The 14,486-nt window shown below is 40.3% G+C and carries 5 protein-coding genes; 1 reads left to right on the top strand and 4 read right to left on the bottom strand.

Features of this window, described 5'->3' with window-relative positions; genetic code table 11:
• Positions 1 to 209: 209 nt before the first annotated feature.
• A complete protein-coding gene (locus HWQ37_RS13990) occupies positions 210 to 4,916 on the bottom strand; it encodes a non-ribosomal peptide synthetase (protein ID WP_292748190.1) in 4,707 nt (1,568 codons plus the stop codon).
• A gap of 276 nt (positions 4,917 to 5,192) precedes the next feature.
• On the opposite strand from HWQ37_RS13990, the gene HWQ37_RS13985 reads away from it, so the two are divergent.
• A complete protein-coding gene (locus HWQ37_RS13985; protein WP_292748189.1) occupies positions 5,193 to 6,338 on the top strand; it encodes an alpha/beta fold hydrolase in 1,146 nt (381 codons plus the stop codon).
• 131 nt (positions 6,339 to 6,469) lie between these two features.
• On the opposite strand, the gene HWQ37_RS13980 is transcribed toward HWQ37_RS13985, so the two are convergent.
• The 3 genes from HWQ37_RS13980 to HWQ37_RS13970 form a co-directional block, all read right to left on the bottom strand.
• Positions 6,470 to 9,745 (bottom strand): non-ribosomal peptide synthetase, encoded by a 3,276-nt coding sequence (locus HWQ37_RS13980; RefSeq protein ID WP_292748188.1) that lies wholly within the window; start codon positions 9,743 to 9,745, stop codon positions 6,470 to 6,472.
• Between the two features lie 8 nt (positions 9,746 to 9,753).
• Positions 9,754 to 13,902, bottom strand: a complete 4,149-nt coding sequence (locus tag HWQ37_RS13975; RefSeq protein ID WP_292748187.1) for a non-ribosomal peptide synthetase — start codon at positions 13,900 to 13,902, stop codon at positions 9,754 to 9,756.
• Between the two features lie 235 nt (positions 13,903 to 14,137).
• The gene (locus HWQ37_RS13970; RefSeq protein WP_292748186.1) at positions 14,138 to 14,290 is read right to left on the bottom strand and encodes a hypothetical protein; all 153 of its coding nucleotides are present in this window, start codon (positions 14,288 to 14,290) and stop codon (positions 14,138 to 14,140) included.
• Between the last annotated feature and the right edge of the window lie 196 nt (positions 14,291 to 14,486).

Raw genomic sequence — 14,486 nt, 5'->3', positions numbered from 1 at the left:
CTTGATGAATCACCTCTAGCGTGAGAGTATTTGTAGCGATCGCCTATCTCTGTTTAAGGGCTGATTGCGTATTGGGTCTAGTTATGTATTTTTTTGGTTGTATCTAGCCATTGTGCTTCTTTTGTTTAAAGCAAAGGAATCTTGGGCAGTTTTGGCAAGACGTGCTGGAATTAAAGGAAGCTCTAACGATTAAATCACAACCAAATTTTTCAGCCCTTGCTCTGTTCGTTTAAGGAAGATAACTTAATCCGCCGACTTTCACGCGATAGTGGTACTAAAACTGGGGCAAGACTTTGAGCATTGCTTTCTTTAAAGCTTTCCACCACCGTAGATAATTCTGCAATTGTCGATGCCTCAAATACGCTACGCAAAGGCAACTCCACGTGTAAGGCGTCGCGCACTCTAGAGACAAGCTGAGTTGCCAGTAATGAATGACCCCCTAATTCAAAGAAATTATCATAAATTCCTACGCTCTTAAGTCCCAAAATCTCGACAAAAATTTTCACCAGCACTTGTTCAACAGGAGTTCGAGGTGCGATGTAATTTTCAGGCAATTGGGGCTTGATTGCATTATGGAATGCTCTTAAGGCGCGGCGATTGACTTTACCATTAGCTGTTAGAGGTAAAGACTCCAATACTACAAAACCTGATGGCATCATGTACTCAGGCAGTTTTTGTGCTATGTAATTCTGCAATTGCGGCACTAACTTACGCGCTGCTTTGGTTTGTAGGGGATTATTGCCGTAAGACTGCCAAGGCCGAGAGAGAGTCGTGCTATGGGGAAAAATAGTTCTTTTACCTACTTCATCTTGCCGTACAAAAACTACATCATAATGTCCTTGAGTACTTGAATGTGACCAAGTAATATCAACGCTATAAGGTACGTTGAGCGCATAGAAATCTTCTGGATCTACTCCGAAATTTTCTAGTTCTTGCAAAGCTTTACGTATTTGACCTACAGTTTTAAAACTTTTTACATCTGATAGCCATTCTACTGTTTTAATTGCTGACATCAGCCGCGCATTAGGTATATTGATAATGCTTAATATTTCTGGTTGATTCTCAATTAATAACTGGCGCACTGCTGAGACTGTTAAATTATCTTCAGACCAGTTCAGCACTGAATAATTTTCAGAATTACTAACAATTTCGGCACTAATATGAAGAATCACATTGTAACGAAACTCAGTTAACTCATTGTGATATTTACCTCGCATCAGTTGGATTTGTACATGATTAATTTGCGAAAAGCGTTGCTTGATTGCAGTAAAAAAATCTGGGTCAATAACTAACTCTGTTTCTTGAAATATTTGCCTTTGTACCCGTTGTTGCAACTCGAAGCAGGTAAGGGAAGGTTCAGCTTGATACAGTTGGACTGACGCATGGAAAGCTTGCAAGAGTGTCAAACTACGCACATCCCCTATGAAGATAAAGCCACCTGGAGCAGTTGCCTGCACAGCACCTTCTAATACACTAATCAGATAATCAATAGTAGGGAAATATTGTACAACTGAGTTCAGAATTACTACATCAAAAGCTGCTGTTTCTACTTTATCGAAGTCAGTAGCCATTTGCTGATACAGTGTTACCTGCGGCATTTCTTGTTTTTGTAGCTGTTGCTGAATGCAGTTAAGTGAAACTGAGGAAAAGTCTGTTCCCCAATATTTAGTGCAGTGAGGTGCAATTCTAAATAGAATCAAACCTGTCCCACAACCAATTTCTAACACTCGTTTGGGTTGCAAAGCCAAAATCTGCTCGACTTGGTTATCCACCCACTCACGCATCTGCTCTGCTGGAATAGGCTGATTTGTGTAACTACTATTCCAGCCGACAAAATTGAATGTAGGATCTGAATCAGTAGATTGATTATAAGTTTCGTTATACAGCATCTGCCATTGCAAAACCTGCTCATTCTGCAATTGCATTAATTGCAAATTCTTCTGTTCGTTACTGTATTCAGTTTTTGGTACTACATAAGCTACTAGGCGCTTTTCCTGTTCATCCTCACTAGTTATTACTACAGTTTGCTGCACTGCTGGATGCTGACTCAGTACCGCTTCAATTTCTCCCAACTCAATACGATAGCCACGAATTTTTACCTGATCGTCGAGGCGGCCTAAAAATTCAATGTTGCCATCTACTCGATAGCGAACTAAATCACCTGTTTTATAAAGTCGCGCTTTTAACTTATTAGTAAAAGAATGATAGATGAAAGATTCAGCAGTTAAGTCAGGATGGTTTAAATAACCTCGTGCTAACCCATCACCACTTATGTACAACTCCCCCGGAACGCCAATAGGTACTGGTTGTAAATGTTTATCTAATATGTAAACTTTTGTATTGGCGATCGCATGACCAATTGCAGGTGCTAAATTACCTTTATTATTAACAGAAATATGACCAGAAGTTGTTACAACTGTATTCTCAGTTGGCCCGTAATTGTTAAATACTTGGAAAGAGTGAGAAGCTAAAGGATATTGATTTAGTTTGCCTCCACCTGTGAGTAATATTCGTAAAGCTGCGCTCTGAGGAAAATCTAATAACAGAATTTTCTCTGCTAAAGGTGTTGGGATGAAAGAAATTGTTATTGCTTTTGATACTAGCCAATCTCGGAGATAGTCAGGCGATCGCCTAGTTTCATCATCTACAAAATAAATGTTTGCTCCAGTACTCAGATAAGGCCAAATTTCCCAACCGCAAGCGTCAAAGGCAACTCCAGAAATCTGCGTTGCTCGATCAAGGGGTGAAACTGCAAACGCTTTTTGATGCCAAAATACTAAATTTAACAATCCTCTATGTTCAATTTTAACCCCTTTAGGTTTTCCAGTTGACCCAGAGGTATAAATGACATAAGCGAGGTTATCTACTGTAACTTTACTAGTAAGATTATCTTCAATCTCTTGAGAAAGAATCTCCCAATCCTTATCTAAACAGATTATTTGTGAATTATAGTTTTTCAGGCGTTCAAGCCATCGCTCGTGAGTTAATAAAACTGAGACTTGAGCATCTTCAAGCATAAAGTTTAAACGTTCAGATGGATAGCTTGGATCTAAAGGTACATAAGCTCCACCTGTTTTCAGTATGCCCAACATCCCGATTATCATATTAAAAGAGCGTTCTACACAAAGTCCTACTAAAACTTCACTTTTAACTCCTAATTTTTTGAGATAATGTGCAAGTTTATTACTGCGTATATTTAACTCTTTGTAGCTAAGTTGCTCATCGCCAAATACTAGTGCAGTTGCCTCACCATTCTGCTCTGCTACGCTCTCAATTAACTGATGAATACACTTATCTTGAGAATAAATTGCCTGGGTATTGTTCCATTCAACTAATAAATTGTGTAGCTCAGATTCGCTTAAAATTGGTAAATTTGTAATTCGGTCTTCTGGATTTGCAACTATACCCTCCAGTAATATTTGGAAGTGTCCTAGCATCCTGGAGATAGTAGTGTCATCGAATAAATCAGTGCTGTAAATTACAAAACCACTAATTCCTTCTGAGCTATCTGCCCATAACCCATTTTGAGTATTTGGCTCCCACAAGTGGAACTCCAAATCAAAGCGTGTTGTTTCCGTTTCAAATGGTAGCGGACTTAAAGTTAAATTAGGTAACTCTAAGGCTTTCATCGGCGCATTTTGGAGCGCAAAAACAACTTGAAATAGCGGATTTTGATTCAAATTACGCTCTGGATGCAGTTCTTCTACAAGTTTCTCAAAAGGTAAATCTTGATGGCTATATGCTCCTAAAGCTACCTCTTTAACTCGACTCAATAGTTTCCGAAAAGTTGGGTTTCCTGATACATCGGTACGCAGTACTAAGCTATTGACAAAAAAACCAATTAATCCCTCAATTTCACTACGGTTGCGATTGGCAATAGGTGAACCAATAGCAATATCTTCTTGTTGTGTGTAGCGGTAAAGTAAAGCTTGGAATGCTGCTAGTAGGGTTATGAATAAAGTTACTCCTTCTTGTTGTCCGAGAGCTAAAAGTGCTTTGCTCAAACTTTTTGATAATTGCAGAGGTTGCCTTGCACCCTGATAAGTTTGAACAGCTAGTCTTGGTCTGTCGGTTGGCAGGTTTAGCATAGAAATGCCGTCTAATTGGTTCTGCCAGTAACTCAGTTGTTTTTTTAATACTCCCCCTTGCAACCATTGGCGTTGCCAGTATGCAAAGTCTGCATATTGGATTGTAAGTTTCGGTAGAGGAGAAGGCTGATTGCTGGCAAAGGCTGTGTAGAGTGCTGCTATCTCTTGAATCAGCACCCCAATAGACCAACCATCGGAGACAATGTGGTGCATAGTCAGCAGCAGGATGTATTGTGTTTCATCCAGCCACAGCAGTTTTACTTGCAGCAACGAATCAGTTGATAAATTGAAAGGACGTTGAGCTTCTTGCGTAGTGAGTCGTCGTGCTTGTATTTCTCGTTCGGCTTGTGGCAGTTGCCGTAAATCTATTATTGGTAAAGGTATTGTTAGGGTAGGATTAATTACCTGAATTGGTTGCCCTGTCTGTACGATAATAGTAGTGCGTAAAGCTTCATGTCGTTGCACGATTTCGTTAAAAGTTTGCTCTAGCGCGGCTAATTTCAGCGAACCTGTTAAATGTAGTGCTAGTGGAATGTTATAGAAAGGATTATTAGGGATTAATTGGTCAAGAAACCACAATCGTTGTTGAGCAAAAGAGAGAGGAAGATTTTCTGACCGCGAAATAGGTACAAGAGGTCTAAAGCTGTGGTTATTAGTACGATTAGATACTTCTAAAAATTCAATAATTTCTGCTTTCCGCTCTTGAATCTCTGCACGCAGTTCTGGTGTAAGAATTCCATCAGGGGCGTTAGCGCGAAACTTTTCACCATCAATAAAAAATTGAATATCTAAGCTGTGAAGATAAGTTAAAAACTCAACCGTATTCAAAATTAAACCCCTTCGCAAGTATTGTTATTTATTAGAAGTTAGTAGGCAGCTATGCTGGAGGAATATTGCTTGTGTCATCAGCTTTTTAACATTTCTCAACTGGATAGTTCTTTTTGCCAAGCTGCACTGCTTATAACCTAACCCAGCATTTTTATCACACTTCTAAGACTGTATAAATCATTCCTGGGAATGAAACTTGGATGATTATAACTATGGTATGAAGCTAAAAGACAAGGCAGTGAACAAGGTATCGCAAGGTTTAGGCTCATGATATTAATGCCTCATAATTTTCTGCTTATATGGCTGGTTCAACTGCTGTCGATTGCGGTAATTGGCGGGGGGAGCTATATTCTCTATGAGTGGTACGAAGGAGAACTTGTAGGAACATTTTACTTAGTGGCTGGGCTAGTAATGGTTCTGTGGACTTTTGGCGGTCGTTTTATCAGTTTGCCACTGCTGCGCCGTCCTGGAGCCGATGAACCTAAGTTTATGCGTAGCAAAACTGTGCAACGTTTGCCACGACCTGATGGTAGTGTACTGCAAGTAGAGTTTTTTGGCCCTGAAGATGGTCAACCAATTATCTTGTCACACGGTTGGGGTCCAAACAGTACTGTATGGTATTATGCCAAGCGACAATTGAGCGATCGCTTTCGAGTAATAGTTTGGGATTTACCAGGGTTAGGAAAATCCTCTAAACCGAAAAACAACGATCACTCTATAGAAAAATATGCCCGTGACTTAGAAGCTGTGGTTGCGTTGGTGACAGCCTCAGCCAAAGGGAGTATCGCCGGGGATAAACCTGTTATCCTAGTAGGCCACAGCATGGGTGGAATGATTAATTTAACATTCTGTCGCCTGTTTCCAGAGCAATTAGGGAGTCGGGTGGCTGGCTTAATTCTTGTAGATACTACTTACACCAATCCGGTTAAAACTTGTATCTTTAGCAATTTGGTACGCAAATTGCAGAAACCGTTACTCGAACCTGTGTTGTACCTGACTATCGTGTTGTGGCCAATTTTTTGGTTGATGACTTGGCTCTCGTATTTCAATGGTTCGCTGTACATCACCGTCGAACTATCTGGATTTACGGGTGCTGAAACACGGGGTCAACTAAGTTTTGCAGGTTTATTATCAGCATTGGGTTCACCTGGTGTTCTGGCTCGTGGCACACTGGCAATGTTCAACTTTGATGAAACAGACACACTTGCAACTATTAACGTACCTGTGTTGGTTGTTTGTGGTGATTCAGATATAGCAACTAAACCTGTGGCGAGCGATCGCATGAGAGCTGAACTACCGAACTCTCAACGAGTTACCATTAACCCAGGCGGACACATGGCATTAATGGAGCAAAACCAGCAGTTTGCCGAAGCGGTTAGCGCATTTTGTGCAGGCTGCTCAAACTCAAGTGTTTCTCCTTAAAATTCCTAGAGCAGTAAAACTTGCTAGAGTAGATTTTTAATGATTGAAATAGGCGTAAATAGGTAAACCAAAATTTTCAATAATAACGAATTTACTGGGTTTAAGTTTTTGCTCTAGCTAGCTTTGCCACACTAGTAAAATTCTACCTCTTCTCGCTCCTGACCCGTAGTTCCAACTTTATCTAAACCTTTTGCCGCCCAAAAAGTTGTTTCAATGTATTTAGTAAGTTGTTCAACAGTTGGTGCTGCAAACAAATTGCGTACAGGTACATCTATTTGGAAGGTATCGCGGATTCGAGAAATTAACTGAGTCGCCAAGAGAGAATGACCACCTAATTCAAAGAAATTGTCGTTGATACCTACTTGCTCTTTTCCCAAGACTTTAGCCCAAATTTCTGCAAGTAACTTTTCAACTTGCGATCGGGGTGCCACATAATCAAGATTATTAAAAGTAATTGTATCAGGCGTGGGTAAAGCACGGCGATCCACTTTGCCATTAGGTGTTAGAGGTAGAGATTCCAGTAACATATAAGCTCTTGGCATCATATATTCTGGTAACTTTTCTTTGAGAAATTGACGAAGTAAGGATGCAAAGCTTTGCACGTCTTGCGTCGGCATCTGTTCCAGGTTGGGAACAATATAAGCCACCAAGTACTTATCATCAGGTACATCCTCAGCAGTAATGACCACTGTTTCTTTGACTGCTGAATGTTGATTCAACACCGCTTCAATCTCTGACAACTCAATGCGGAAGCCGCGAATTTTTACTTGATTGTCAACGCGACCTAAAAATTCAATATTCCCATCTGGTAAATAGCGGGCTAAATCACCCGTTTTATAAAGACGTGTTTTTGGTTTATTACTAAAAGGATGAGCAATAAAGTGTTTAGCAGTTAATTCAGTGTGATTGAGATATTCTCGTGCCAGCCCCTCCCCACCCATATATAATTCACCAGTAACACCAATAGGCACAGGTTGTAAATGGGTATCTAATATATAAATCTGCGTGTTTGTAATGGGGATACCAATAGGTAAAGATGCGGCTGATGGTAACTCTTCTACGCAGTAATAAGAGGAGAATGTTGTATTTTCTGTAGGTCCATAAACATGAATTAAGTGCTTTGGCGCACCAGATTGGAGAATCTTCTTAATCCATCTCTTATCAACAGTTTCGCCACCAAACAGTAAATATTTCAAGGTCGCAAAAGCTTGCGGAACATCTCTAACAATCTGTTGAAATAAGGCGGTGGTCAAAAATAGAATGTTGATACCTTTTTCTCGTACTTGTAATGCCAATTTATGAGGCGAAATGGTTACATCTTTACTAATCCCTACAAGTTGAGCGCCGTTAAGTAGCGCTCCCCAAATCTCGAATGTCGCAGCATCAAAAGAAGTGTTTGAGGCTTGGGCAATTTTATCAGATGGTGAAAACTTTATATAATTCGTATTGCACACTAACCGATTTACAGCTTTGTGAGGTACAGCAACTCCCTTGGGTTTTCCTGTAGAACCAGAGGTGTAAATAATATATGCTAAATTATCACTATTTAAATCGCTTTTGGGATTGTCTTGCTTTTCTTGGGTAATAATTTCCCAGTCTTTATCTATAAAAATAATTAGTTTTGAGAAACCTTTAAAATGCTTGAGCAAGTTTTCTTGTGTTAACAACACTGAAACTTGTGCATCTTCAAGCATAAAATTTAGGCGTTCTTCGGGATAGCTGGGGTCTAATGGAACATACGCTCCCCCTGCTTTAAGAATTCCCAATAACCCAATTATCATTTCTATAGACTGTGAAATACAAATGCCAACTAAAACTTCTGTACCTACTCCTATTTTTTGTAAGTGGTGCGCTAGTTTATTGCTACAAGTATTCAACTCTTGATAAGTAAGTTGTTTGTTAGCAAAGTTGACTGCTATAGAATCAGGATACTGCTGTACCTTTTCTTCAAACAATTGATGGATAGACTTATATTGAGGATAATCTGCTTGGGTATTATTCCATTCCACCAATACCTGATGTAACTCCGCTTCACTTAATAACTGTAAATTTGCAATTCGTTCTTCTGGATTTGCAACAATAGCTGACAACAGAGCTTTAAAATGTTCCACCATCCGGCTAATAGTAGCTTTATCAAATAAATCTGTGTTGTAAACCATTACGCCTCGGAGACCTTCAGAAGACTCCCAGTTTCCGCCCCATAAGCTCCTAAAATCCTCAGAACACTTCCACAGATGCAGTTCCAAATCAAAACGTGTTTTTTTCAAATCAATATTCATAAAGCTGGGTACTAATCCAGGCAGTTCTAGCGCTGACATTGGCGCATTCTGGAAACCAAATACTACTTGAAATAAAGGATGGTGGCTCAAGTTTCGCTCTGGATGTAGTTCTTCAACTAACTTTTCAAACGGCAAATCTTGGTGGCTGTATGCTCCTAAAGTTACCTCCCGTACTCTGCCTAGTAGTTCCCGAAAAGTGGGATTTTCAGATAAGTTGCTACGTAGCACCAAACTATTGACAAAAAACCCAATTATCCCTTCGATTTCGCTGCGATTGCGGTTAGCAATTGGTGAACCTAGCGCGATATTTTCTTGGTGTGTATAGCGGTAAAGTAATGTTTTAAATGCTGCCACCAATGTCATAAATAGGGTAACACCTTCTTGCTGTGACAGCTTTTCTAATGCGTCAATTAGCTTGAGTGGTAACTCTAGAAATTGTGTTGCTCCTTGATAGCTTTGTATAGCTGGTCTTGGTTTGTCAGTAGGTAAATGCAATATGGAAATACCGTTTAGTTGCTCCCGCCAGTAAGCTAACTGGGTTTGCAGTACTTCTCCTTGCAGCCACTCGCGCTGCCAGTGAGCAAAATCGGCGTACTGAAGAGGCAGTTCTAATAGAGGAGAAGGCTGGTTTTGTGCAAAAGCTGCGTACAGCGTTCCCAATTCCCGAATCAGTACCCCCATAGACCAATCGTCGCAGATAATGTGGTGCATATTCAGTAATAGAATATGTTCTGTCTCAGAAAGGACGAGGAGTATTACTCGCAGTAATGGCCCGGAGGATAAATCGAAGGGATGTTCTATCTCTGCGGTAATAATGGACTTTGCTTTAACCTCTTGTTCATCATCTGGCAATTGCTGGAGGTCTAATACAGAAAGAGGTATTGTTAAGCTGGGTGCAATCGCCTGTAGGGGTTGCCCATCCGACACAATAAATGTTGTGCGTAAGGTTTCGTGGCGACGCACGATTTCGTTAAAAGTCTGTTCTAGTGCGGCTAATTTCAGCGAACCGGTCAAACGAATTACTGTCGGCACATTGTAGATACCATTGTCGGGGATCAACTGGTCGAGAAACCATAGCCGTTGTTGAGCAAAAGATGCTGGAAAAACGAAGACTTCTTCAGAAGACATATTGATCCTTATTTTAAATTCTGTGCTTTCTCAATACAAGCTCTTAGCTGTGCGGCGAGAATTTGGATATGGGGTTTTCTCAGCATAGTTAGGTGATTGCCAGGAATATGATGAATTTCCGTTCGTCCTACAGTTAGCTGATCCCAACCCATACTCGGATCTTCCTTGGCAATGCTTGATTGAACGTTTGTTCTGAAAAGATTAATTCGTTTAGGGTAGGCTTTCGGAACGTAGTTAAGGACTGCTTGGCTATTGGCATAAAAAACACGAAGCATTGGGCGAATTGCTAACTCGCTTAAAAGTCTTAACTTGGATTCTTCAGGTATAATGTTGACTGTGGCATCCTCTTTTAGGATGAAGTGAGAGAACAGATTTGCTTGGAACTGTACAATTTTATTAAAATTAGTCAACTGAGAAGTTAAACTGTTAATTTGATTCTTAGCGATCGCGATGATTAGATAAAAATAATCGAGAAAAAAAGGCCATATATATCGCGCCACTGTCGTCAGCATAAACTTGAAACCACTACCTAAAGAAGGTATATTGCCTGGAATTGGTGCTAAAGTGTCAAGCAAAGCGAGTAGAGCCACTTCTTCCCCAGACTTTTGGAGTTGTTGAGCCATTTCAAAAGCAACCCAACCTCCAAAAGACCAACCTCCTAAAAAATAAGGGCCTTTAGGCTGCACTCTCCGCAATGCTTCAATGTAGTGGGTAGCCATATCTTCAATCCGAGTTAGTGGAGAACTTTTTCCGTCAAGTCCAATAGGTTGTAGCCCATAAAATGGTTGATTTTTTCCCAAATTCTGAGCTAATTCGTAATAAGGAAAGACAACACCAAAAATCGGATGTATGCAGAAAAAAGGTGGACTTGAACCAGCAGGTTGAATCGGAACTAAGGGCGACCACGGGAGAGAATCTGCTTTTGAAGATAGAGCAGTTGATAAACTTTCAATTGTCGGATTTAAAAATAAGCTAGATAGCGGCAATTCACGCTCAAAATGCTTGTGTATCTGCTTCATCAGGCGTACAGTTAACAGCGAATCTCCTCCCAAATCGAAGAAGTTATCGTAAATACCTACACGCTCAATATTAAGCACTTCAGCCCAAATTTTTGCCAAGGTTGATTCGGTTGGAGTCCGAGGAGCTATAAATGTTTTATCTATTAAGCCGCTAGCCGGACTGTCGAGTTCTGTTAGCGCCAAACGATCCACTTTACCACTAGCTGTTAGCGGCAAAGGATCTAGTACTACAAAAGCTTTTGGGATCATGTATTCTGGTAATTTTTCTTTTAAGAATTTACGTAGTAGAGACGTAAAATTTTGCGTCTCTATATTGGGAACAATATAAGCCACCAAGTACTTATCACCAGATACGTTTTCTTTAACAATTACTACTGCTTTTTGCACACTCTGATGCTGACTCAGGACTGTTTCAATTTCTGACAACTCAATGCGGAATCCACGGATTTTTACTTGATTATCGATGCGTCCTAAAAATTCAATATTACCGTCCGTTCGATACCGAGCTAAATCACCTGTCTTGTAAAGTCGCGCTCCCTTTTTATCACTAAAAGGATTGGGAATAAACTTTTCAATAGTTAATTCAGGGCGATTAAGATAGCCTTGTGCTAATCCCTCACCAGCTATGTATAATTCACCACTAATTCCAATTGGTAAACCTTGTAAATATTTATCTAATATATAAATTTGAGTATTAGCAATAGGGCGACCAATGGGCGGCTTTTCACTCATAGTACTAATCTCTGCAACGGTTGACCAAACTGTTGCTTCAGTAAGTCCGTAAGCATTAAAAAACCGACGCTGAGAGTTCCACCAACGTCTTACAATATCATCAGTGCAATATTCGCCTGCACATATAATAGTTTGTAATGCCGGAAGTGATTCTGTAGGTAGGACTGCTAATACTGCTGGCGGAAGGGTGACGTGAGTAATAGCTTTTTCTCGCAATAATTGGAGCAAAGGTTGTCCGGGTAAAAGGGATTCTTTGTTTGCTAAATAAAGAGTTGCTCCTGTTTGCAGTGCCATGACAATCTCAAAAATTGAGGCATCGAAACTTAATGAGGCGAATTGCAAAATTCGGTTACTCGGTTGTAAGTTGAAAATTTCAATCTGAGATGCCGATAAGTTGGATAATCCTCGATGCTGAAGCAAAACACCTTTAGGTTTTCCTGTTGAGCCAGAGGTGTAGATAACATAAGCTAGGTTATCAAATGTTACGCAGCTAGTTGGGTTTTCTTGACTGTGTTGTGTAATAGTTGCCCAATCTTCATCTATGTAAACTATAGACAAGAGATCCCCCCAATCCCCCTTTTTAAGGGGGGCTAAAGAGCAATGAGTGAGCAATATTGAAACTTGTGCATCTTCTAGGATGAACTTAAGACGTTCTTGAGGTAGGCTCGGATCTACAGGCAGGTATGCTCCACCTGCTTTGAGAATGCCTAATAGGGCGACGATCGCTTCTGGGGAACGCTCTACGCAAATACCTACTAAAACGTCAGGGACTACCCCCAATTTTTTCAGATAATGTGCAAGTTGGTTGCTACGTATATTTAACTCTTTGTAGCTGAGTTGTTCATTGTCAAAAACTAGTGCTATCGCATCGGGAGTTTTTTCTACCTGCGCTTCAAAGAACTGATGAAAACACTTGTTCTCTGGATAGTCTCGTTTAGTGTCATTCCAATCAATTAATAACTCTTGTCGTTCTTGCACAGTAAGCAAAGACAAATCTGAAATCCGCTGTTCAGGATTAACAACAATGCTTTCTAGCAGCGTTTGGAAATGTCCTAGCATTCGCGTAATGGTTTTGTCATCAAATAAATCGGTGCTATAAACCATTTGTCCTTTCAAACTTTCCAAGTCTTGCCACAAATGGAATTCTAAATCAAGTTTTGCAGTTTTACTATCGAATTCAAATAGCGAAAGCGTTAACCCAGATAACTCTAGAGTTTCGATAGGAGTGTTTTGTAGGCTAAATACAACCTGAAAAAAAGGATGATAGCTCAAATCTCGCTCTGGGTGAAGTTCCTCCACCAACTTTTCAAAAGGCAAGTCCTGATGACTGTATGCTTCTAAAGTTATCTCTCGCACTCGATTCAACAATTCTCGAAACGTCGCCTTGGCTGAGAAATCTGTACGTAAAACTAAGGTATTGACAAAAAAACCAATTAATCCTTCTAGTTCGCTACGATTGCGATTAGCAATAGGTGAACCAACTGCAATATCCTCTTGCTGCGTGTAGCGATAAAGCAAAGTCTGAAACGCTGCCAGCATTGTCATGAATAAGGTAACGCCTTCTTGGTAACTCAGTGCCTCTAGCGCTTGAGTTAAGGAGTGTGGTAGCTCTAAAAATTGTTTTGCACCTCTGTAGCTAGGAACTGCTGGTCTTAGTCGGTCGGTGGGGAGATTCAATACCGAAATCCCGTTTAATTGCTTTTGCCAATAAACTAACTGGCTTTGTAGAAGCGAGGTGCCGTTTGCTGCCACTCCTTGTAGCCACTCCCGTTGCCATTGAGCGAAATCTGCATATTGAATGGGTAGTTCTGGTAGGAGCATAGATACGGAGTAGCTAGTCGTCAGACATCGCTTATCCCCTGCCAAGGCTTTGTATAATACCCCCAATTCTTTAATTAGCACTCCAATTGACCAGCCATCGGCAACTATGTGATGTAGATTTAGCAGCAGCAGATATTCTGCTTCATCCAGTTGCAGCAGCTTTACTCGCAGCAATGGCCCAATGGTGAGATTAAAAGGATGTTGAGCCTCTTGGGTTACGATTTGCTGCATTCGTGTGTCGCGTTCTGGGCTGTCGAAATTGCGTAGGTCTATTAAGGGAAGAGGTATGGTTAAGCTAGGTGCAATCGCTTGTACTGGTTGCTGCTCTACCATAACAAACCTAGTACGTAACGTTTCGTGGCGACGTACAATTTCGTTGAATGTCTGCTTTAAGGCGATGAAGTTGAGGGAACCTGTCAGGTGAAGTGCTGTTGACACGTTGTAAAATGGATTCCCCGGTGCTAACTGGTCGAGAAACCACAATCGCTGCTGGGCAAAAGAAGTGGGAAAAACGAAAACCTCTGCTTCCTCAGAAAAATTAAGTTCTTCATCATCTGTGAGACTACTGTAAATATACTGGCTCATAAGTGAATGGCAAACAGTTGTGGTGGAATTTGTGGAAACTTTTTCTCAGTCCATCTTGTTGTCAATGCTTCGATAGGAGTTTAGCTTTGAAGAATTAATGGTTCTCGGATCAGTAAATCAGTTATCAGTGATGCCCATTTCAGAAGCTGGGGAGGAGGAAGATTTTGGCAATGAAAATTTCTTAAATACCCGCTTGAAATAGAGACAGTTCTTCTGACGATACATTTCCCCTCCATCACATATAAAACTGAGTTGACAAGCTGTGCATAAGCCCAGATTTCTTGCTTGTGAGAAATCCGGGTGATAAATTATTGCTAAGTTGTGCAAAATTAGCTGTGGGTGTCGAGTCAATCCAGTAAGAAATGTGCTTTCCTGATATATTAGCCATATTTTTTCAAGATAGTGTTCGATAAAGGCAATACTTTGATAACATAATTAGTCTTCAAAACAAGATTTCAAGACTTAGTTTTACTTGCTTAGTTATTTAAATTTTCAGGAATGAAGCACAATTTTTTCTGAATTACGATTTATACCAAAATTTTTCATATTCATATTTATATTTAAAATAGGCGTATTAACATAGA

This window comes from Nostoc sp. NMS4, assembly GCF_017115095.1.
Classification (GTDB): Bacteria; Cyanobacteriota; Cyanobacteriia; order Cyanobacteriales; family Nostocaceae; genus Nostoc.
Note: the sequence above shows the minus strand (reverse complement) of the source record. Positions and strands in the feature narration are given on the sequence as shown.